Genomic DNA, 22,204 nt, shown 5'->3' with positions numbered 1-22,204 from the left:
GTAGTTGCCTGTGGCCATGGCACAGCCGGAACGGCGGGGACCGCAAGTCCTGAATATTGGGGAAGTGCTGGCGCAGCTGAGCGATGACTTTCCCAATATGACCGCGTCGAAAATCAGATTCCTTGAGGAAAAGGGCCTCATCAATCCGCAGCGGACTCCTGCAGGATATCGGCAGTATTCAGACGGCGACGTCGAACGGTTGCGGTTCGTACTTGCTCTGCAGCGCGACCAGTACCTGCCGCTAAAGGTGATCAAGGATTACCTTGACGCCATAGACCGGGGGGAACGCCCGGACAACATGCCTCCGGGCGTCAATGTGTCCCCCCGCATCGTTTCGGATGACCTGGCAGTGGAACTGCAGACACGCGTTCGCCGCCTAAGCGAAGACCAGTTGCGGGCGGAGTCAGGGGCAAGTGTTCCGCTCCTTCAGTCACTGCTGAGCTTCGGACTCATTTCACATGTCAACGGCACCTTCGATGAACACGCCCTCCAGGTAGCGCGGGCTTGCGTCCAGCTGGAGAGCCATGGACTGGAACCACGGCACCTCCGCCCGTTCCAGGCCGCCGCGGAACGTGAATTCGGACTGGTGGAGCGGGCCGTTGCCACCCTCACCTCACGCAAGGATGCTGCGTCGCAGGCACGCGCGGCCGAAGCGGCCCGTGAGATCAGTGACATCTGCCTGTCCTTGCATCGGGCGCTTGTTCAGGACCGAATCTCCCGGATGGACATCTGATGATAGAAGTAGAGATCGTCGGGGTGAGGATTGAGCTTCCCTCGAATCAGCCACTGGTTCTCCTGCGGGAGATCCACGGGGAACGCCATGTTCCTATCTGGATCGGAACTCCCGAGGCCAGTGCCATAGCCCTGGCCCAGCAGGGCGTTGTCCCGCCACGCCCCATGACCCACGACCTCCTCATTGATGTCGTGGAGACCCTCGGCCACAGCATCGTCAGCGTCAACATCGTCGCCGTTGAGGACAACATCTTCTACGGACAGCTCCAGTTCGAGAATGGCAGCACCGTCAGCTCCCGGGCATCGGATGCTTTGGCTTTGGCTTTGAGGGCAAAATGCCGCATCTGGTGCGCCGACTCTGTGATGGAGGAAGCCGGGGTCCGGATCACTGAGCATGACGACGGTGAAGAGACCGATCCGGGCCCCACAGTAGACGAGGAGCGCGAATTACGGCGCTTCCGTGAGTTCCTGGATGACGTGGAACCCGAGGATTTCGACGGCTGAGGTCACGCTAAGGTTAAAGCTCAGCCTGAAAGTTTCGACACGCTCTTCCAAACACCCCTACATCTTTGACCTCGCGCCTCCACAGGCTTAACGTCGAAGATACAAGTTCCCATTGCATACAGCAGCCGCGCAAGTCACACTGGAATGTGCAGCCGCGGCAGAATTACACGGATGGATTTTTGTTCGTGCCGCTGTGTTGCAACTTCCTTGGGGGAGCAGATGACAAGGAGTGTCCACGTGAGTCCTAAAGGCGAAGCAGGCGAGCTAAAGCAGCCCTCGACGGCTGGCGTTGCCCTGCCCGCAAGCGGTGCCCAGGGCCTCCTCTTCACCGAGGACCTTCCCGTCCTTGACGAAGATGCAGGTTACCGTGGCCCTACCGCATGCAAGGCAGCGGGGATAACTTACCGTCAACTGGACTACTGGGCACGCACAGGATTGGTTGAGCCGGCAGTGCGGGGTGCAGCCGGTTCAGGCTCCCAACGGCTTTACGGTTTCCGTGACATCCTGGTTCTCAAGGTGGTCAAGCGACTCCTGGATACCGGAGTTTCCCTGCAGCAGATACGCACTGCAGTTGAACACCTGCGCGAGCGGGGCGTCGAAGACCTCGCGCAGATCACTCTCATGAGCGACGGCGCCAGCGTTTACGAATGTACTTCTGCCGACGAAGTTATCGATCTTGTCCAAGGCGGCCAGGGCGTATTTGGTATCGCAGTCGGCCGCGTCTGGCGCGAAGTGGAAGGGAGCCTCGCGGCACTGCCCAGTGAACATGCCACGGAGTCCTTTCCCGACGACGAACTCAGCAAGCGCCGGGCCGCGCGGAAAATCAGTTGACCCCGCTGGCAGCTGAACTGCCGGGCTCGAAATTGCGCGCAGGTGAGCTGCTCGGATTTATTTAGACAGCGACGGCGAAGGCCGCCTTCCACCAGGAAGGCGGCCTTCGCCGTCGTACATCAGAACATGATTACCCAGAAGGCGTTTGCCGTGCCGTCCCTGGAGACGTACCTAACGCTTCGCCCGCCTCTGCGAGTCCTCCCCGGCGGACAGAAGGTTCTGCAGCAGCGCGTCGTAGAGGGCTGATGAGTTCTTGGCTGAATCTCCCGGCCAGTGGTGGACTGCGTGGGCCGCGCCCTGAATCTGTTGCCAGTTGGCCTGCTCCGGGATATGGGGGGTCAGCAGGAGCTTTCCGAACATGGTCTGCATCTCGGCCAGGCGGAACGCATGTTCTGATGATCCGCTGCGAACCCTGTTTGCGACAATGCCGGCGGGGGAGAGGCCCGGAGCAAATTCCTGCCGGAACAGCTGGATGGCACGCATGGTGCGCTCTGTCCCGGCAACAGAAAACAATCCGGGTTCTGCCACAAGAGTTACCTTGTCGCTGGCGGACCATGCCATCCGAGTGAGGCCATTGAGTGAGGGCGGGCAGTCAACCAGGACAAGCTCGTAATTGTCCGCCGTCGCCAGGACATGCGAAAGCCTTCGCAGATCGCGGCGGCCCAGGTCAGGGCGGTCATAGATACCCGTGTAGGCCGAACCCACGGCCACGTCCAGCACGGGCGCGGCGGCACCATTCGCGGGGGTGCGCTTGAGCCAGCCGCTGGGCACGACGTTGTCGCCCAGCCGGGCGCGCCTGGGACTCTTGAGCATTCTCCCGATGTCCAGCTGACCGTCAGGCTGGACGCCCATGGCTGTGCTGGCGTCGGCGTGCGGATCAAGATCCACAACGAGGGTCGGGATGCCGGCGGCGAGTGCCGCAGACGCCAGTCCGGTGGTAACGGATGTCTTACCGACACCGCCTTTGAGGCTGCTGATGCTGACTACTTGCACTGAAAAACCAATACCTAACGCCGGTTGCCGTGTTGGGGTAGAGTCGGCTTCGGCGTGTCCCGAAGCCCGGGGCGACCGTGCGCCGCCCAACTCATCATATGTTGACCTGGAGTCAAATCCTGCTTTATCCGTCCCCGAGGCGGGGAAGAGGCCTGATCCCGGTTGTCCACGGCGCTTCCGCTGGCGGTTCCGCTGCAGATGGAGTCCGACATGACGGATAATTCTGTGATAGCGGACACAATGATTTGTCTTTGAACGTAACCGTCTTAGACACTGTGACCACCTACCGATACACCCGCGATGATGCAGGAGAAGTATGTTTTCGAAGATTCTGGTGGCAAACCGCGGTGAAATCGCTATCCGCGCCTTCCGCGCCGGCTATGAGCTGGGAGCCAAGACAGTTGCTGTATTCCCCTATGAGGACCGCAACTCGATTCACCGCCAAAAGGCGGGCGAGGCGTATCTGATCGGCCAAGAGGGTCACCCCGTCCGGGCGTATCTCGATGTTGATGAAATCGTCCGTGTGGCCAAGGAATCCGGAGCAGATGCAATCTACCCCGGGTATGGCTTCCTTTCGGAGAACCCTGACCTGGCGCGGGCAGCCGAAGCGGCAGGTATCACGTTTGTGGGCCCACCGGCCGACGTCCTTGAACTTGCCGGAAACAAAGTGGCAGCACTCCAGGCAGCACGGGACGCGGGCGTGCCGGTGCTGAAATCCAGCGCACCCTCGAAAGACGTTGACGAGCTCATCGCCGCTGCGGACGAGATCGGGTTCCCCATCTTTGCCAAAGCCGTGGCCGGAGGCGGAGGGCGAGGCATGCGCCGGGTGGACACCCGCGAGGCTCTCCCGGAGGCCTTGCAGGCAGCCATGAGGGAAGCCGACGCCGCCTTTGGCGATCCGACGATGTTCCTCGAGCAGGCTGTCCTGCGCCCCCGTCACATTGAGGTGCAGATCCTCGCCGATGCGGAGGGGAACGTGATGCACCTCTTCGAACGCGACTGCTCCATCCAGCGGCGGCACCAGAAAGTCATCGAAATCGCACCGGCACCGAACCTGGACGAAGGGATCCGGCAGGCTCTTTACCGCGACGCCGTCAAGTTCGCCAAAGCACTCAATTACGTGAACGCGGGTACTGTTGAGTTCCTCGTGGACACAGTAGGCGAGCGGGCCGGCCAGCACGTTTTCATCGAAATGAACCCCCGCATCCAGGTGGAGCACACGGTCACCGAAGAGGTGACCGACGTCGACCTGGTTCAGGCGCAGATGCGTATCGCGTCAGGCGAAACGCTGGCCGACCTTGGCCTTTCCCAAGACACCGTGCAGCTCAAAGGCGCCGCCCTCCAGTGCCGGATTACCACCGAAGATCCGGCAAATGGATTCCGGCCAGACGTCGGGAAGATCACTGGCTACCGCTCTGCCGGCGGCGCCGGGGTCAGGCTCGACGGCGGCACGGTCTACTCGGGCGCGGAGATCAGTCCGCACTTCGACTCCATGTTGGTCAAGCTCACCTGCCGCGGGCGCGATTACCCTGCGGCGGTGGCACGGGCCAAGCGGTCCCTCGCTGAATTCCGTATCCGAGGCGTGTCCACGAACATTTCCTTCCTTCAGGCTGTCCTTGAGGATCCCGACTTTGTTGCGGGCAATGTGGTGACGTCGTTCATCGACGAACGCCCCGAGCTCCTGAAGTCCCGTGTTTCAGCGGACCGCGGAACCAAGCTCCTCACCTGGCTTGCCGACGTCACCGTCAACAAACCCCATGGGGAGCTCACCGTCCACTCGGATCCCGCGTCCAAGCTTCCCGTTGTAGCCGGGTCAACGTTCCCCGCAGGCTCGCGCCAGCGGCTGCTGGAACTCGGGCCCGAGGGCTTCGCCGCGGAGCTCCGAGCACAGCAGCCTGTAGCGGTCACGGACACAACCTTCCGTGATGCCCACCAGTCGCTGCTGGCTACACGTGTGCGGACCCGGGACCTGGTAGCAGCGGGCCCCGCCGTCTCCGAGCTTTTGCCCCAGCTGCTGTCTGTAGAGGCTTGGGGAGGGGCTACCTACGACGTCGCACTCCGCTTCCTCGGCGAGGATCCCTGGGAGCGGCTTGCAGCCTTGCGGAAGGCGTTGCCTAACATCTGTCTCCAGATGCTGTTGCGGGGCAGGAATACTGTCGGCTACACACCGTACCCGGAGGAAGTAACGGTGGCGTTCGTCAACGAAGCTGCCGCCACGGGTATTGATATCTTCCGGATTTTCGATGCCCTCAATGACGTCAGCCAGATGGCTCCTGCCATCAAGGCTGTGCGTGCCACGGGCACGGCTATCGCTGAGGTTGCACTTTGCTACACAGGCGACATGCTGGATCCGAATGAGCAGCTGTACACGCTGGACTATTACCTGGATCTGGCAGGGAAGATCGTCGACGCCGGCGCCCACATTCTGGCAATCAAGGACATGGCAGGCCTGCTGCGCCCTGCCGCTGCTGCACGCCTCGTAACGGCGCTCCGGGAACGTTTCGGCCTCCCGGTCCACTTGCACACCCATGACACTGCAGGCGGCCAGCTCGCCACGCTGCTGGCGGCCGTGGAAGCGGGAGTCGACGCCGTGGATGTCGCCTCTGCATCGCTGGCCGGAACAACCAGCCAGCCCTCAGCGTCAGCCCTCGTGGCGGCCCTTGCGCACACTCCGCGCGATACCGGGCTGGACCTCGCCAAGGTGAGCTCGCTGGAACCCTACTGGGAAGCCATTCGTCGGGTATACGCCCCCTTCGAGTCGGGACTGCCCGGTCCCACAGGCCGTGTTTACCAGCACGAGATTCCAGGCGGGCAGCTTTCCAATCTGCGGCAGCAGGCAATGGCGTTGGGGCTTGGTGAACGGTTCGAAGCCATCGAGGACATGTACACCGCCGCCGACCGAATCCTCGGGCGCCTCGTCAAGGTGACTCCCTCATCAAAGGTTGTCGGGGACCTTGCCCTGCACCTCGTCGGCCTCAATGCAGACCCCGCGGACTTCAACGAGAACCCGCAGAACTACGACATCCCCGACTCCGTCATCGGGTTCCTTTCCGGCGAGCTCGGTGACCCGCCGGGTGGCTGGCCCGAACCCTTCCGGACCAAGGCACTTCAGGGGCGCAGCATCAAGGTCAGGGATGCGGAGCTGAGCGCCGCGGACAGCGCGGCTTTGCAATCCGATTCCCAGACCCGCCAACAGACGCTGAACAGGCTCCTTTTTGAGGGCCCGACCAAGGACTACCTCAAGAGCGTCGAAAGCTACGGCAATCTGTCGGTCCTGGATACCCGTGACTACCTGTACGGCCTGCAGCGCGGCGAAGAGCATGTGATCCAGCTGGAGAAGGGCGTGCGGTTGATAGCCTCCCTGGAGGCAGTCTCGGAGCCCGACGAAAAGGGCATGCGGACCGTGATGTGTACCTTGAACGGCCAATCGAGGCCCGTTATGGTCCGCGACCGTTCGGTGGTCAGCAACGTCAAGGCAGCTGAAAAAGCGGACACTTCGCAGCCGGGGCACATAGCGGCTCCATTTGCCGGCGCTGTGACTCTGACTGCCAAGCCGGGGGATGAGGTCAAGGCCGGCGATACCGTTGCAACCATTGAGGCCATGAAGATGGAGGCCTCGATCACTACTCCGCTGGCTGGTACCGTGTCGCGGGTTGCGATCAACAGCATCGAGCAGGTTCAAGGCGGGGATTTGCTGCTGGTCGTCGAGTAGAGACCAGGAGCGAATTAGAGCCCCAATCCGGAGCGTGTACGGGTTAAGCTGGGGCTGACGGAAGACTGTGGGGGCGGTTCTTGTACCGCCCCCACTGCCTGTTCCAAACCAAAGGGAAGTCATGACTGACACGAACACGCCCAAGCCAACTCCCCGGCCTGTCCGGAGTCCAAGGACCAAGGCCGCCGCTGCGCAGAAACCGCCCGCGAAACCGCCCGTGAAACTGCCACCTAAGCCAGAACCCAAGCCTGCAGCCGCTGAGGATGCTGCTTCAACCGTGGCGTCCGAAACGTCATCGCTGCCCGCCTCTGCCCCAGAAGCTCCGACGTCCCCCGAACCTGCGGCTTCGCCGGCCGTAATACCGATGCAGGAGGACGAGATCTCCGTGCTGGCTGTGACGAAAGGCCAGGAGTTTTCGACTGCAGTCTCCCTCGGATCCTTCACCACGTTGTCCGTCCCGGCGACCACCGCCGAGGGAATGCCCACTGTCACCGCCGGTCCCTTCCAACAGGTCACCACTGAAACCGCCTCAGCGGAAACCCTGACAGACGGGTTGCCTGCGGGGGAGGCAACTCCCGTCTCTGTCGGGGAGAACCCGGCGTTGGAGGCCGCACCTGTGGAGACCTCTGCTGACGGTTCCCAAGGCGGGCGGAACAATCCCATCAGCGAGCGAAGGGAGCGGGCTGAGGGGCCCGAGTCAGCGGCATCCCTGACTGCTGACCGCCTCCTGAATAAGACCGCAGCCACCCCCGTGGGCGGCTGGCGTCTGTGGCTGTACAACGCAACAATGGGCTACGTCAACGTAGGGGATTCGGACAGGGTCCGCATCCAGAGGGCCACAGAGCACCGCATCGCCTCACGACTCGGGGACAGAACCCGCTACGTTCCTGTGCTCTCCCGCAAGGGCGGTGTCGGTAAGACAACCGTCACCACGCTATTGGGAATGGTCCTGGCCGAGTTGCGAGAGGACCGCGTCATCGCATTGGACGCAAATCCTGATCGTGGCACCTTGTCGGACCGCTCACCAGGACGAGCGGACTTCACGGCACGCCAACTGGTCAAAGACCGTTTTACAGTTGATTCCTTCGCCCAGCTTTCCAATTACACCGCGCGGGACGGTTCGCGCCTGGACATCCTGGCTTCCGATGCCGACCCGATGGTGGCCCATGCGTTCGACGACGCGGATTATCGGGCAGTAACCGACATCCTTGGGCGCTACTATTCGATCGTGCTGACCGACTCCGGCACTGGCATGGTTCACTCCGTGATGAAGGGCACCCTGGAAAAAGCCGATGCCGTTGTGCTGGTTTCAGGCGGAAGCGTGGATGAAGCCAGGCTTGCGTCCGAAACGCTGTCCTGGCTTGAAGCCCACGGACGCCACGACCTGGTGGCAAAGGCCACGGTAGTGATCAACATGGCTGCCGGTGCCGGGACCCTGGTCAACGTTGACGAGATAGAACAGCATTTCCTGTCCCGGGTCAAAAACGTGGTGCGGATTCCCCACGACCGTCACTTGGCAGAAGGATCCAAAATTGACCTTCGCCAACTGCGGCCCGCCACAAGGGCAGCTGCAGTCGAACTGGCCGCGCTGGTGGTGGAGGAGCTTCAGCAAAACTGAGTTGCATCCCCCTTGAGTAGGCTCACAGTCTGCGCAGGCCCCAGGCCTGCGCAGGCTGACCGCTTTTACACGTGAACTTACCTTTTAGGCGTGAGTCGGGCGGGGAGCAGCGTACATTTCGTCAATCACGGAATCGAAGTCCTTCATGACCTGTGCCCGCTTGACCTTCATCGAGGGAGTCAGGTGACCTGATGCCTCCGTGAAGTCCGAGGGAACAATCCGGAAGGACTTGATGGCTTCGGCCTGCGAAACTGAGGCGTTGGCGTGGTTGATCAGTTCCTGGACGGCCGCCCTGACCACCGGATTCTCAGTTGCGTCCTGGAGGGTTGTGGTTGCGGGCAAGCCATGGCGCTGGAGCCACCCTGGCAGTGCTTCCTCATCCAAGGTCACCAGGGCTCCGATGAACGGCCGGTTGTCACCCACTACAAGAACCTGTGACACAAGCGCGTCGGCCCGGATCTGGTCCTCGAGCATTGCCGGAACAACATTCTTGCCACCAGCCGTGACGATAATTTCCTTCTTACGTCCGGTGATGGTCAGGAATCCCTGGTCATCGAGTTGGCCGATGTCGCCAGTACGGAACCAGCCGTCCACGAAGGTCTCGGCAGCCAGGTCTTCGCGCTTGTAGTAGCCGCGCATAACGCACACGCCCTTGACGAGGATTTCGCCGTCGTCGCCAATTTTCACCGTGTTTCCCGGAATCGGTACGCCTACGGTGCCGATCTTAATCAGATCCGGAGTGTTGACCGAGACGGGCGCGGTGGTCTCTGTGAGACCGTAGCCTTCGAGAATCTGGAGACCGATGCCTTGGAAGAAGTGTCCCAGACGCTCGCCGAGCGGGCCGCCTCCGGAGACAGCGTGTGCCACGTGTCCGCCCATCGCTGCCCGGAGCTTGCTGTAAACGAGCTTGTCGAACAGGGCGTGCTGGAGCTTGAGCCCAAGCCCAACGGAACCCTCCTGCCGGGCACGGGAATACTTGATGGCCGTGTCCGCGGCCCTGTGGAAGATGGCGCCCTTGCCGCCGTCCTCCGCCTTGGTCAATGCGGAGTTGTACACCTTCTCGAAAACCCGGGGCACGGCCAGGATAAAGGTGGGCTGGTAGCTCTGGAGGTCGGGGAGCAGGTGCTTGATGTCAGGAGTATGGGCGACGGTAACACCGGCCGCCACGGCCAGGACGGAGATAAACCGCGCGAAGACGTGCGCCAGGGGCAGGAACATGATCGTCTTGGCGTTCTCGTTCACGATCGTGCGCAGCGAGGTGGCCAGTGCATTCTCGGAAAGCTCCACGAAGTTGCCGTGGGTCAGCTCGCAACCCTTCGGCCGGCCGGTTGTTCCGGAGGTGTAGATAATGGTGGCGATATCACTCAGGTGTGCCTGGCTGCGCCGGGCCTCCAGGTCTTCATCGCTCACGCCGGTTCCAGCCGCCCGGAGCTCGTCAAGGCCGCGGCCCTCAAGCTGCCAGACGTGTGTGAGCGCCGTCAGGCCCTCGGAGGAGGCCGCCTGCCGGATGATGTCCTCGTGGTGCGCCGCTTCTCCAAACGCTGCCACCGCTCCGGAATCACCCAGATTCCAGGCCACCTGCGAAGGCGATGACGTCTCATAAATGGGAACGGAAATGCCACCGGCGAACCAGATCGCAAAATCAACGAGCGCCCATTCATACCGTGTGCGCGACATGATGCCTACGCGGTCCCCGGCGCCTACTCCGCTGGCGATGAGGCCCTTAGCAAGGGCGGAAACGTCAGTCAGGAAGTCCTTTGCCTTGACGTCCTGCCACTGCCCCGCGGAGTCGAGGCGCGAAAACAACGAGGGGTTGGATGCCTTGGCTGCCTGACGCAGCACGAGGTCGGTGATGTTGCTTTCCGCAGGCACATTCACGAGGGGCGGGACACTGTATTCGCGCACGATAGCTCCTTTGATATCCATAAGCCCGCAACGGGGTGATCTAAGACTAATACGAGGCCCTCAAGAGTGGGCCCAATTTAACCTACTAGCCGGTAACTTTATGATTAACGCCATGACGGCCACCGGCAGCGTGGTCTGCGCGCCTCGGGAATCAGGGCTAATAGAGTGGACCCATGCACACAGTCCCGCCCGCACCCTCGTCCAGACCCTATCGCAGGACGGCAGCTTGGCGGAGTCCGAAGCCGTACCGACAGGATTCAGTCCTTTCGGGCATCTCCGGCCTTGGCCTGCGGGAACACTTGAGGCTGGGCCGTCGGGGCCTGGCCATCGGCGTGGACATCGGCGGAACCAAAGTGGCGGCCGGCGTCGTGGACGCGGAGGGAAGGATCCTCAGCCAGGCGCGACGTTCCACTCCCGGAAATGACCCTCGGGCAGTTGAACACGTGATCGTCGAGCTGGTGGAGGAACTGGGCCAAGGTCACCGGATCCGTTCGGTAGGGATCGGGGCTGCCGGCTGGATGGACCTCGACGGTGGGACTGTGCTCTTCAGCCCCCATCTCGCCTGGCGGAATGAGCCCGTGAGGGAGAACCTCCAGAGGCTCCTCAGACGCCCCGTTCTGCTGACCAACGACGCCGACGCTGCCGCTTGGGCTGAATGGCGGTTCGGCGCTGGCCAGGGCCAAAGCCGGCTGGTCTGCATCACCCTGGGAACAGGGATCGGCGGAGCCATGGTGATGGATGGGCGGGTGGAACGGGGACGGTTTGGGGTAGCGGGGGAGTTCGGGCATCAGATCATCATGCCGGGTGGCCACCGCTGTGAGTGCGGAAACAGGGGCTGCTGGGAACAGTATGCTTCCGGAAATGCCCTCGGCCGCGAGGCCAGGGAACTGGCGGCTGCTAACTCCCCCGTGGCCCAGGAACTTCTGAAGGCTGTGGATGGGGCGGTGGAGGACATCACCGGTGTCATCGTTACCGACTTGGCTAAATCCGGCGATGCCACCTCCCGGGAGCTCTTGGAGGACGTGGGGGAATGGCTGGGTTTGGGCCTGGCCAACCTGGCTGCTGCGCTCGATCCCGGGAAGTTTGTGATCGGCGGAGGCCTTTGCGACGCCGGCGAGCTGTTGGTGGCGCCTGCACGGAAAGCCTTCGCCCGGAATCTCACCGGCCGGGGCTTCCGTCCCGCCGCGGAAATTGCCCTGGCAGCCCTCGGGCCCAACGCCGGATTGATTGGCGCGGCCGACCTATCGCGGGTCAGCAGCCGCATGCATGGCTAGTACCTGATGAAGCGCTAGTACGCTACTAAGGGCTGGTATTAACTAGACGCGGGCGCCGTCGTCGTACTCGTCTTTGTCCTTGGGCAGTTTCATGATCAGGTAAATCACCGAAACAACGAACACGGCAACTATCCCCAGAATCGCCAGGAGCGGTGCGGAGCGCCAGAACATGGCTGCGAGCAACAAGGCAACCGGTCCGCCTATGGCGCCTACCCAGGCCAGCATGGTCAAGGGATCGACGCCGGCAAGGCTTGGCGGCTCCTCCGGTACGAAACCATGATCCTCGTCTTCTACTTCATAGTCCCGCGGGCCACCTGGCTCCGAAGGGTCTGCTGCATCTGCCTTGTTCTGTGGAGCGTCGGCCGCCAGCTGGCGTTCCGCGGCGGACGGCTCCGTTGGCGCAGTGCCGGAAAGTCCCAGGGGGTCGAAGTCGCTGAACGGACGTGTGGATTTGTTACCTTCATTGCCAGTGCTCTTGGACAGCTCCGTGTCACCATGCTCCAGCCTTGATACCAGATCCAGCCACGCGGCGTCGTCCGGATTGGTGCCCGGATCCGGCGAGTTGGCATCAGGTTTTGTCATGGAAGCTGCCCTTCAGGTGCGCCGGGGAGTGCTCGCTCCCCGGAAGTCAGGAGGACGTCCTGGATAAAAGCAGAGGAGCCCTGGAAGATTTTGTCGGCGTCGTTGTCAAGGGTAGCCACGTGGTAGCTGTTCTCCAGCATGGTCAGTTCCAAGGGGGCATGCGTCAGTCCACGCCTCAGAGCAGTAATGCTGTTATCGGAGACCACATGGTCCACCGTGGAGCGGAACACGCGGACCGGGGCGGTTATCCTCGGAAGGAGCCGCACGGTGTCCTTGAACATCCTGTTCAGCTCGTGAGCGGCGGCCACAGGTGTCCGGGCATAAGCGCCTTCGTCGATCCCGGGTTTCAGAATGTCATTGGCAATGGCGGGGGTGCTCTTGAGCACGAACTTGAGAATGCCGGCAATCGGGGCCCGCGGATCGTCAATGACGAGCCCGGGATTAACGAGGATGGTGCCGGCGACGGGCCGTGTCGCGGCAACACGCAGCGCTAAAGCTCCGCCCATCGACAGCCCGGCTGCAAAGACGTAGTCGCATTCGCTGGCGAGTTCGCGATAAGCCTCATCGTAGGCAGCATGCCAGGCCTGCCAGCGCGTCCGTGCCAGCTCCTGCCAGCTTGTTCCGTGACCGGGAAGCAGGGGAATCCGGACGGCATACCCCTGTTCAGCCAGGGCTGCGGCCCAGGCGCGCACTCCATGGGGACTTCCGGTGAAGCCGTGGGACAGCGCAACGCCCACTCGAGGTCCATTACCGGTGAAGGGGCTGACGAACGGGCTGTGATCCGGGAAGCTGCTCATGATGTCTCCGAGGATACTTCCTTGGCCGCGTTCTCCAAGAAAAACTTCACTGACCGTTCGAAGATCACAGGGGCGTCAACGTCCAGGGTCGCCACATGGCCGCTGCCTGCCAAAGGGACCACCTCCAACTGGTCTGTCCCCAAACGGCGTCGGATCATTTCCAGGGAAGAGGGCGGCACCACAACATCCTTCTCGGACTTGAACACCAATGCAGGTGCGGTGATCCGGGGCAACCCCCGGATGGCGGAGGTGAAAAGTTTCCTCAGCTGGTGCACCGCGGCGAGCGGTGTACGGGAGTAGTCGCCGTCCTGGGTCGCGGCCGCCGTCGGATTCTCTTCTTCAATCGGAACGGTAGTCGGCTGGAAGTACTTGAGGATGCCCACATAACGGGCCCGGCGGTCATAGAAACTCAAGCCGGGATTAACCACCGCGACGCCTTTTACCGTGTGGCGGGAGGCCGCCAAGAGCGCGATCGCACCACCCATGGACAACCCAGCCACGAAGCATGCTTCCGTGCGGGCCGCCAGTTCAAGATAAGCGGCCTCGTAGCTGCCATACCAGTCCCGCCAGCCGGATCGCGCTAGTTCCCGCCAATGCGTGCCGTGCCCGGGAAGCAGGGGAACCGAGACCGCGAAGCCCTGTGCGGCGAGGTGCTCGGCCCAGGGCAGGACGCTGAGGGGGCTGCCCGTGAAGCCGTGACAGATAGCAATTCCGATTCTCGCGTTGGGGCCGTGACCCGGGTAGCTGAAAGCCGCGGGTACCGGTTGATTGCTGCTTTCTGTCATGTGCCCATCGTGTCACTGTTGGGGACAAATCTCACTAGAGTAGGGTTGCACTGAAGTCCCGGTCACACCCGGAGCAGGGTTGGCCGGCTGCCCTCCGGAGAGGTACGACACGTGTTCTATTGGGTCATGAAAAGGATCTTTCTGGGTCCGGTTCTGAAGCTGCTGTTCCGCCCCTGGGTGAAGGGTCTGGACAACATTCCCCACGAAGGCGCGGCAATCCTGGCTTCAAACCATCTGTCGTTTTCCGACTCTATTTTCATGCCATTGATGGTTCCGCGGCCCGTGATTTTCCTGGCCAAATCGGAGTACTTTACGGGTACCGGGTTGAAGGGAAAGCTCACCGCTTTGTTTTTCCGGCTAACCAACCAGCTGCCAATGGACAGGTCAGGCGGCGCAGCATCCGCGCTCTCCCTCAACGCAGGGATGGATGTCCTGACCCGTGGCGGGCTCCTGGGGATTTACCCCGAAGGCACCCGTAGCCCTGATGGGAAGCTGTATCGCGGCAAGGTGGGTGTCGCCAGGCTGGCGCTGCAGGCGCGGGTTCCGGTCATCCCCGTTGCGATGATTGGTACGGACAAAGTGCAGCCCATAGGGAAAAGAATGCCGCACATCCGCCGCATCGGCATGATTTTCGGGGAGCCGCTGGATTTCAGCCGCTACTACGGACTGGAGGATGACCGGCTCATTCAGCGGTCCGTCACGGACGAGATCATGTATGAGCTGATGCGGCTTTCCGGCCAGGAATACGTGGATGAGTACGCTGCCACCGTGAAACTTGCGCTCGCCGCAAAGGCCAGGGAAAAGAGCGACGACGGCACTGTGGACAGCACTGCAGACGGCACTGTGGACAGCACTGGAGACGACACTGGGGACAGCACTGCAGGCGACACTGCCGACAGCAAGAGGGACGGCATGAGCGACGGAACCGACGACGGTACACCCGGCGAAGCAAAAGTGTGACGGTACTCTCGGTGCGAATGACGTTTGCTGTGCCCCGATCAGTTCAGCGGCAACTACTCTTGTAGTGTGACTGAGCTATCTTCAAAATCTGCCTCCCCTGTTCCCGGCGTAACTGTTTCCGGCGCATCATTGCCGGGGAGCGCGATGACAGCCACTGCCCAGAGCGGCGCTGCTGACTACCCGGGACTGGACAACTGGCGGAACCTGCCGGTTTCCCAGCAGCCGAGCTGGCAGGACAAGGCCGTGTTCGACGCCTCGGTCCGGGAACTGTCAGTCCTGCCACCCTTGGTTTTCGCCGGCGAAGTGGACATCCTTCGTGAGCGGCTGGCTGCCGCGGCCCAAGGCAAGGCGTTCCTTCTCCAGGGCGGGGATTGCGCTGAGACCTTCGAGGCAGCCACGGCAGACAAGATCAGCGCCCGCGTGAAAACCATCCTCCAGATGGCCGTTGTGCTTACGTACGGGGCTGCGCTCCCTGTCATCAAGATGGGCCGCATGGCCGGTCAGTTTGCCAAGCCCCGATCGTCCAACGATGAAACGCGCGACGGCGTCACCCTTCCGGCGTACCGCGGGGACATTGTCAACGGTTATGACTTCACGCCCGAGTCCCGGGGCCACGATGCCAGCCGGATGCTCAAGGCCTATCACACGTCCGCGTCGACGTTGAACCTGATCCGGGCCTTCACCCAGGGCGGTTTTGCAGATCTTCGCCTGGTCCACCACTGGAACAAGGGGTTCACTGAGAACCCGGCGCACGCGCGCTACGAGTCCCTGGCACGGGACATCGACCGGGCAATCCAGTTCATGGCTTCTTGCGGTGCCGATTTCGAGGCCCTCAAGCGGGTGGAGTTCTTCGCCAGCCATGAGGCACTGCTCCTCGATTACGAAAGGGCGCTGACCCGCATCGATTCAAGGACCGGGCTGCCCTACGACACGTCAGCTCATTTCCTGTGGATCGGTGAGCGTACCCGCGAGCTTGATCACGCCCATATCGACTTCCTGTCGCGGGTGCGTAACCCCATTGGCGTGAAGCTTGGCCCGTCCACCTCCGGTGATGACGCCCTGAGGCTTATCGACAAGCTGGATCCGAACCGAGAGCCTGGCAGGCTGACCTTCATCACCCGCATGGGCGCAGGGAATATCCGCGAAAAGCTCCCTGCAGTGGTCGAAAAGGTTACGGCCTCCGGCGCCCAGGTTCTTTGGGTTACGGACCCGATGCACGGGAACACAGTCACGTCTCCCAACGGCTACAAGACACGCAACTTCGACGACGTCATTGACGAGGTGCGCGGCTTCTTTGAGGTGCACCACAGCCTCGGTACCATTCCAGGCGGCCTCCATGTTGAAATGACGGGCGACGACGTCGCGGAGTGCCTGGGTGGAGCAGACCCGATCGATCAGGAAGCCTTCCTGGACCGTTACGAGTCGGTGTGCGATCCCAGACTGAACCACATGCAGTCCCTAGAGATGGCATTCCTTGTAGCGGGTTCACTGTCCAAGCGGTAGCACCCGCACGGCCCCCGCATCGGCTGGCGTTGAGCCGGCGGGGGCTCTGGACTATCGCCCCCGCGGGCACAGGCCCCCGCGGGCTTTGAATCGACGACACCGCTTAAACAACGGTGAGTGTGACCACAGACCCCTCGGGAACTTCGGTTTCAACCGGGTCCTGGTCCCTTACTGTGCCGAAGAAACCGCCAAGGATGTTGTTGATCCGAACTTGGAAGCCCAGTTTCTCGAGGGCTTTTCGGGCGTCATCCGCCTGCTTACCGATGAAACTTGGCACTTCCACAAGCTTCGGTCCCTTGGAAACAGTGAGCGTTACGGACTGCCCCTTGGTCAAAGTTCCGGAGGCAGGTGCCTGGGCCGCTACAGCTCCCTTGGGGACGTTTTTGTCGTTCACCGTCTCAGGTGCGATAACCGCCTTCAGGCCGGCTGCTTCAAGAGTCTTCACGGCCTCGTCCTGGGATTTCCCCCTGACATCCGGTACAGGGATGGGCTGGGGCCCCTTGGAAACGGCGAGACTGACAGGCGTTCCCCTTTTTACGGCAGTTCCCGGTGCGGGGTCCTGCGCCAGAACGGTTCCGACCGCGGCGGTTTCGTCGAACTTCTCAGTGACGGGACCCAGGGCCATCTCGGCCTCGTTGAGCGTTGACTTTGCCTCGTCCAGTGACTTTCCTGTCATCTCCGGCAGGGGGAACAGCTGGGGTCCTTTGGAGACGAAGAGGGCGACCGGCTGGAATTTTCTGATCTCCCGTCCGGCTTCAGGCTCGGATCCCACCACCAAACCGGAAGGCACGTCGTCGTCGAACACATCCTTGGTGCTCGACTGAAACCCTGCCGTGCCCAGAAGTTGCTGCGCCTCGGCCACTGTCTTGTTGGCCACATCCGGAATGGTGCCCGGCGAACCAGGGCCCATACCGAAGAACCAGCCAGCCCCCGTAGCCAGAACAGCCGCGATGACCAGAACCACGATCCACAGCGCTCCGCGGCGTCGCGGATCCCCTTCCCGCAAGCTGCGGACGGGAGTGGCTGCGGCGCGGTTGCGGGCGCGCTCGTCGTCCCGCTCCAGCTTCCTTTGCTCCCGCTTGCTCAGCGGCCTCACAGGAAGTTCGGGATCTTCGGGCAGCCCGACGGACCCGGAGGCTTTCAATGCAGCCGGTGAAATACTGGCTGGGAGCACCGTGGTGGGATTGTTGGTGCGGGCAATAATTTCCGTCGGTTCCGCAGCCCCGATAACCACTTCCGTTGCTTCTTGCCGCCCCCCTGGTTCCTTCACTCCTGATACGGCGGCGTTGTCCCTGCGTGCGGCCGGCGGCCGGAGATCCAGTTCCGCATCGCTCAAATTGGTGCGGATGTGCCGTAATTCGGACAGCAGGGCATTCCCGTCCACCGGCCGGTTCTCCGGGTCACTTGCGGTGCACCACTGGACCAGTTCATCCACTTCCGATGCCAGGCCGGGAACTTGGGCCGACGGCGCCTCGACTGTCCCGTGGACATGCTGATAGGCCACCTGGATGGGAACATCGCCCTCGAACGGCTGTTTGCCAGTGAGCATCTCGTAGAGCATGATCCCGACTGAATAGATGTCGCTGCGGGCATCGGCTGGCTTTCCCAATACAAGCTCAGGGGACAGGTAGGCCACCGTGCCGATGAGGGTTCCGGTGCTGGTCGACGTCGTGACGGCCCGCGCAAGTCCGAAGTCACCGACCTTAATGCGGCCGTCGTCGGCTATCAGCACGTTTTCCGGCTTGATGTCGCGGTGGATCAATCCTGCCATGTGGGCGGCGGCCAATCCTTCCGCCACCGGATCGATCAGTGCCAACGCCAGCCGGGGGGAGAGGGCGCCCTTCTCATTCAGGACGTCGCGCAGGGTATGGCCCCTGATGTATTCCATGACCAGGTAGGCAATCTGGCCGTCCGTGCCCTGATCGAGAACCCCGACGACGTGCGGGTGGGACAGTTTTGCGGCTGCTTTGGCTTCACGCGCGAGCCGGTCCAGAAAAGTGTCGTCACTGACGAAGTGCGGGTGGAGCACTTTCAGGGCTACATCCCGCTCCAGCCGCTGGTCAGTTGCCACGTAAACCGTGGACATTCCGCCGCGTGCCAGCCGGGACTTCACCTGGTAGCGATTGTCCACCAGTGTTCCAACGAGATTGCCCGACCCATGTTCCTGCACCCTACGATCCTAATTGGTGCGAAGAAAGGGTCCGAATCGACATGCGATCCGAACCCTTTCTGAACTGCCCACGGGGCTGATCAGGTACTGGAGGAACTAGGAAAAATTCTTTTGGTGAGCCTTGATGGAAGCAACGTAACTCTTGGTGTCCTCGTACATTCCGTACTTACTGACAGAGTACTGACCCTGGTAGTAGCCGGCTATGGCGTGGTCAAGGTCCTTGCTGGTCTTGATCAGCTGGCGGATGATGGCCACTCCGGCGGTGGCGTTGTCATAGGGGTCCAGCAGATTGAGCTTTCTCCCCACGAGATCCGACGCCCACTCGCCTGATGACGGGATGACCTGCATGGTGCCGATGGCGTTGGCAGGTGACACTGCCCGCTGGTCGAATCCTGACTCCTGATGGGCGAAGGCCAGGGCAAGCGAAGGGTCCACGCCCATCCGACGCGCAGTATCGGCCACAATGGACCGCATTTGTTCCCTTGACGGGACCGGAGAGGCGTTGAGGAGTGCTTTGTTTTTGTTGGCGGAGTCCACAACGGCCGGGGGATAGGTAAAGCCGAGGAAGGTGCTGGGCACCAGTGGTGTAACGCTTCCCACCGGCTGGACGTCCGACCCCGGAATAGCCAGCTTGTTGCCCGGATAGATGACACTGGTCATTGTCAGCTTGTTGGCTGTCAGGAGGCCTGAAAGCTTGACGTTGTGCTTGGCTGCGATGGCGGACAGAGTATCGCCTGACTTGACGGTATAGGAGCCGGGGCTGGATGGAGCCGGGGTGGCAACCGGAGAGCCGGCAGGGGCAGGAGACGAAGGGGACGGTGCGGGGGCGGCCCCACCAATTTTGATTTTTTGGCCAGGGTAGATGATGGAGCTCATATTCAGGCCGTTCCAGGAGAGAACGTCGGAAAGTTTGACGCCGTGCCGTGCAGCGATTGCTCCGAGAGTGTCTCCTGGCTTTACCGTGTACACGCTGCCGCCGTTTGAGGGAGCCGGAGCGGGCGTGGCGTCAACCTTTGGTGTGGACGCAGACGAGGCAGAGCCGCCCAGTTTTATCTTCTGACCGGGATAAATGACGGTGTTGGCCTGCAAATTGTTCAGCCTGAGAACTGTATTGGTATCCAGACCATACCGCCGGGCAATTGCACTGATCGTGTCACCCTTGACGACCGTGTATTCGGCCGGAGCCTGTTGTTGCGTCGGGCGGAGTGCAGACGGCATCGCGGTGGAAACCGCAGCGGCGGGAATGGTGGCAGCCTTTGCTGAGACTTCCGCCTGCAGGGCAACGGCACGCGCCTGCATGGCGGCGGCAAGGGTTGCGGGGACGGCCTTGGGCCGATTTTCCGCAGCAGCCGGCTGGGCCATCGCCAAGGATGAAAGTACGACGGCGGGAAGGGCTGCAGTTGTCGCCGCCATCATGGGGAGGCTCGGCCGGGCTTGCTGCTTTGGCGATCGGAACGTCGTCATTGGGAAAATCCTCTTCTAGGCGGCGAAATACTGCGGATGCCCTTTTGTTGCTGATGATGCCTGTGTGACTAATGATAGTTCTGTTACTAATGTGATCAATGTGAATCTCTCACAAATTGCCAATTAGCACAAGAATTGTGGTTTTTTCGGAATCACTGACATTTTGGGAGTGTTGCAGGAAGAGCAGTGCCTTGGCGCCACGTCAGGAGCCCATTGACTAGGCGCAGTGCCTCCCGCCGTGGCAACCTTGATCCGTGAGTAATGTAGAAAGCCTCGTAGGCGAATGGCTGCCCTTGCCCGATGTGGCGCAGCTGCTTGATGTGTCAATTACCAAAGTGCATGGCCTGCTCGATGAAAAAGCATTGGCAGCCCTAAGGGTTGGGGATCGGCGAATCCGGTCCGTTCCTGCGGCATTTATTCAGGACGGCCACGCCGTTGAAAGCCTGAAGGGAACTATCGTCGTTTTGTCTGACGCCGGATATTCAGACGAAGAGCTAATTACCTGGCTGTTCACTCCTGACGAGTCCCTTCGTGGCCGGCCGATTGACGCGCTTCGCGAAGGCCGCAAGACAGAAATCCGCCGCAGGGCCCAGACGATGGCCTGGTAACTGGCCTCGAGGCCGGTGCGGCCTGGGTGGAATTCTACTTAGGCCGCCCGGCTGACCGTGGCTTCTGCGAGTTTGCGCAGTGCCGTTTTGGGCAGGTCCTCCAAGGGGAGCAGGTCCAAAGCGGCGAAGGCTGCGGCACCAAACTCGTCGATAAGCACCTCGGTTGCCTGCAGTGCCCCGCAGTCAACAATGATGCGCCGGATCTCTGCAACGTCTTCATCAGTGAGATCCGGCCGGCCAAGGCGTGAATCAATAAAAGCCGACTCCTGAGGCGTGGCCAGATCCAAGGCGAACGCGACCAGGACAGTCCGTTTGCCTTCCTTCAGATCGTCCCCGGCGGGTTTTCCTGTAGTAACAGGATCCCCGAAGACGCCCAGGACGTCGTCGCGCAGCTGGAATGCCTCTCCCAGCGGGAGGGCGAAAGCCGAGTACCCGCGGAGCAATTCCTCCGAGGCTCCGGCCAGAGCTCCGCCGAGCGCCAGCGGATGTTCGGTGGAGTACTTGGCGGATTTGAACCTGATGATTGATTGTGCACGGGTCACGGCACCCGCCCGGTCCCGCAGCGGTCCGGCTACTTCCTCCAGGATGTCCAGGTATTGGCCGGCCATGACTTCAGCCCGCATCAGGTTGAAGATCAGCCGTGCCTGGCTTCCCGACGCAGCACGTTCCCCGATGTCTGTAAACGACTCCTCGCTGAAGGACAGGCAGAGATCGCCGGTAAGGATGGCTGCAGCATGGCCAAAGCGTTCACTGTCCAGTGACCAGCCCTGATCCGCGTGCAATTGGCTGAAGCGGCGGTGGACACTGGGTCCGCCGCGCCGGGTATCGGACCGGTCGATGATGTCGTCATGGATCAGGGCAGCGGCCTGGAACAGCTCGAGGGCCGATCCGGCAGTGACAACTTCCGTGGCAGAGGCATTTCCGCCGGCCCCGCGCCATCCCCAGTAACACATCAGCGCCCGCAGCCGCTTGCCGCCCGTCACCAAGTTAGCGATGGAGCCCATGAGCGGGTCGATGTCCTGGGAAATAGTGGACATGATGCTTTGCCGCGAGGTCAGGAAGTCATTTAGCTTGCCGGCGACTGCGGCGACAAAGGCCGTCTGCTCCAGCCGCAGCTGTTCCGCTGTGGTCACTTGGCGGACTCAGGGGAGACGTTGGCGCCGATCGTGAAGGTTGACACCCCTCCGCTGTGAACCACCGCCACGTTGATGGTTTCGTTCTCACCCCGGAGGAAGTCCTTGGAAGCTACAGTTTCTACCGACTCCCCGGGGACGGCTTTGAAGCCCTGTGCTTCCAACTCCTTCGTGTAGAAGGCCAGGACATCAGCGGCCGGGACCCCAACGCTGCCGACCATCGCCGCCGTCGCGGGGGTGCCTGTCTTATCGAAACTGCTCGAAACAACTTTTGCTCCAGGCATCAGTGGCAGCAGCTTGGAGGGAAAACCTTCGACAAGCGCTCCGACCGTTGCCGATGGCGAGGGCGAAGCCGAAGGATCCGGTGAAGCCGGAGCCGATGCTGTCGCAGCAGCCGATCCGGTTGACGTTGCGGTTTGGTTCGAGGCGGAGGGCTCGGGGGAGGAGCCGTTACCGGGAGCCGAGGGAGTGCACGCGGCCGTGGCAAACAGTGTTGCGGCTGCCAATAGTGCAAGGCCTGTTGGTTTCAGCTTTCCCATACCCTTCACAGGTACTCCTTCTAGGGTCGACGCCGGATTCAGCCTCCAGTTTAGTCAGTCCCCGGGACTAGGATTGAGCTGTGGTGCCGGACAA

General features: G+C 61.8%; 18 protein-coding genes. 9 read left to right on the top strand and 9 right to left on the bottom strand.

Annotated features, from left to right (window positions below):
- Positions 1-16: 16 nt before the first annotated feature.
- The 3 genes from ftsR (at position 17) to M1E05_RS13865 (ending at position 2,067) form a co-directional block, all read left to right on the top strand.
- Positions 17-733 (top strand): transcriptional regulator FtsR, encoded by a 717-nt coding sequence (gene ftsR / locus M1E05_RS13875; RefSeq protein WP_458110893.1) that lies wholly within the window; start codon positions 17-19, stop codon positions 731-733.
- Positions 733-1,236: a bifunctional nuclease family protein gene (locus M1E05_RS13870; protein ID WP_247045150.1), complete on the top strand. Its 504-nt coding sequence runs from the start codon at positions 733-735 to the stop codon at positions 1,234-1,236. Before ftsR ends, M1E05_RS13870 begins: the two co-directional genes overlap by 1 nt.
- A gap of 237 nt (positions 1,237-1,473) precedes the next feature.
- Complete coding sequence (locus M1E05_RS13865; protein ID WP_247045148.1) at positions 1,474-2,067, top strand: MerR family transcriptional regulator; 594 nt, start codon at positions 1,474-1,476, stop codon at positions 2,065-2,067.
- Positions 2,068-2,238: 171 nt separating this feature from the next.
- Here M1E05_RS13865 and M1E05_RS13860 read toward each other — a convergent pair whose 3' ends face one another.
- Positions 2,239-3,060, bottom strand: a complete 822-nt coding sequence (locus M1E05_RS13860) for a ParA family protein (RefSeq protein WP_458110892.1) — start codon at positions 3,058-3,060, stop codon at positions 2,239-2,241.
- Positions 3,061-3,376: 316 nt separating this feature from the next.
- On the opposite strand from M1E05_RS13860, the gene M1E05_RS13855 reads away from it, so the two are divergent.
- Both M1E05_RS13855 and M1E05_RS13850 read left to right on the top strand, forming a co-directional pair.
- Complete coding sequence (locus M1E05_RS13855; RefSeq protein ID WP_461163287.1) at positions 3,377-6,772, top strand: pyruvate carboxylase; 3,396 nt, start codon at positions 3,377-3,379, stop codon at positions 6,770-6,772.
- A gap of 121 nt (positions 6,773-6,893) precedes the next feature.
- Positions 6,894-8,390, top strand: coding sequence for a MinD/ParA family ATP-binding protein (locus M1E05_RS13850; protein ID WP_461163286.1), 1,497 nt, complete (start codon positions 6,894-6,896; stop codon positions 8,388-8,390).
- Positions 8,391-8,474: 84 nt separating this feature from the next.
- On the opposite strand, the gene M1E05_RS13845 is transcribed toward M1E05_RS13850, so the two are convergent.
- Positions 8,475-10,295, bottom strand: coding sequence for an AMP-dependent synthetase/ligase (locus M1E05_RS13845; protein WP_458110889.1), 1,821 nt, complete (start codon positions 10,293-10,295; stop codon positions 8,475-8,477).
- Between the two features lie 173 nt (positions 10,296-10,468).
- On the opposite strand from M1E05_RS13845, the gene M1E05_RS13840 reads away from it, so the two are divergent.
- Positions 10,469-11,569, top strand: a complete 1,101-nt coding sequence (locus tag M1E05_RS13840) for an ROK family glucokinase (RefSeq protein WP_458110888.1) — start codon at positions 10,469-10,471, stop codon at positions 11,567-11,569.
- A 42-nt stretch (positions 11,570-11,611) separates the two neighbouring features.
- Here the strand turns inward: M1E05_RS13840 and M1E05_RS13835 are convergent, their stop codons facing one another.
- Genes M1E05_RS13835 through M1E05_RS13825 form a run of 3 tightly spaced genes read right to left on the bottom strand, consistent with a single transcriptional unit; the run spans position 11,612 to position 13,733 of the window.
- On the bottom strand, positions 11,612-12,151 hold the full coding sequence (locus tag M1E05_RS13835; protein ID WP_458110887.1) for a hypothetical protein: 540 nt from the start codon (positions 12,149-12,151) through the stop codon (positions 11,612-11,614).
- Positions 12,148-12,948 (bottom strand): alpha/beta hydrolase, encoded by an 801-nt coding sequence (locus M1E05_RS13830; RefSeq protein ID WP_461163285.1) that lies wholly within the window; start codon positions 12,946-12,948, stop codon positions 12,148-12,150. The genes M1E05_RS13835 and M1E05_RS13830 overlap by 4 nt, the downstream gene beginning before the upstream one ends.
- A complete protein-coding gene (locus tag M1E05_RS13825; RefSeq protein WP_461163284.1) occupies positions 12,945-13,733 on the bottom strand; it encodes an alpha/beta hydrolase in 789 nt (262 codons plus the stop codon). The genes M1E05_RS13830 and M1E05_RS13825 overlap by 4 nt, the downstream gene beginning before the upstream one ends.
- A gap of 111 nt (positions 13,734-13,844) precedes the next feature.
- Here M1E05_RS13825 and M1E05_RS13820 point away from each other — a divergent pair, with 111 nt between their 5' ends.
- Positions 13,845-14,693 (top strand): lysophospholipid acyltransferase family protein, encoded by an 849-nt coding sequence (locus M1E05_RS13820; RefSeq protein ID WP_461163283.1) that lies wholly within the window; start codon positions 13,845-13,847, stop codon positions 14,691-14,693.
- A gap of 66 nt (positions 14,694-14,759) precedes the next feature.
- Positions 14,760-16,196 carry a class II 3-deoxy-7-phosphoheptulonate synthase gene (locus M1E05_RS13815; RefSeq protein WP_458110883.1) on the top strand — a complete coding sequence of 479 codons (1,437 nt, stop codon included), beginning with the start codon at positions 14,760-14,762 and terminating at the stop codon, positions 16,194-16,196.
- A 103-nt stretch (positions 16,197-16,299) separates the two neighbouring features.
- Here the strand turns inward: M1E05_RS13815 and pknB are convergent, their stop codons facing one another.
- Positions 16,300-18,366: a Stk1 family PASTA domain-containing Ser/Thr kinase gene (gene pknB, locus M1E05_RS13810; protein ID WP_461163282.1), complete on the bottom strand. Its 2,067-nt coding sequence runs from the start codon at positions 18,364-18,366 to the stop codon at positions 16,300-16,302.
- Between the two features lie 96 nt (positions 18,367-18,462).
- Complete coding sequence (locus M1E05_RS13805; RefSeq protein WP_461163281.1) at positions 18,463-19,830, bottom strand: lytic transglycosylase; 1,368 nt, start codon at positions 19,828-19,830, stop codon at positions 18,463-18,465.
- Between the two features lie 254 nt (positions 19,831-20,084).
- Between M1E05_RS13805 and M1E05_RS13800 the strand changes: the two genes are divergently transcribed.
- Positions 20,085-20,438 (top strand): Rv2175c family DNA-binding protein, encoded by a 354-nt coding sequence (locus M1E05_RS13800; RefSeq protein ID WP_309105620.1) that lies wholly within the window; start codon positions 20,085-20,087, stop codon positions 20,436-20,438.
- Between the two features lie 38 nt (positions 20,439-20,476).
- Here M1E05_RS13800 and M1E05_RS13795 read toward each other — a convergent pair whose 3' ends face one another.
- Both M1E05_RS13795 and M1E05_RS13790 read right to left on the bottom strand, forming a co-directional pair.
- On the bottom strand, positions 20,477-21,571 hold the full coding sequence (locus tag M1E05_RS13795; RefSeq protein WP_458110880.1) for a polyprenyl synthetase family protein: 1,095 nt from the start codon (positions 21,569-21,571) through the stop codon (positions 20,477-20,479).
- Positions 21,568-22,119, bottom strand: a complete 552-nt coding sequence (locus tag M1E05_RS13790) for a hypothetical protein (RefSeq protein WP_458110879.1) — start codon at positions 22,117-22,119, stop codon at positions 21,568-21,570. Before M1E05_RS13790 ends, M1E05_RS13795 begins: the two co-directional genes overlap by 4 nt.
- Positions 22,120-22,204: the final 85 nt, after the last annotated feature.

Source organism: Arthrobacter sp. R4-81, assembly GCF_054792365.1.
This window is presented reverse-complemented; position numbering and strand designations above follow the sequence as displayed.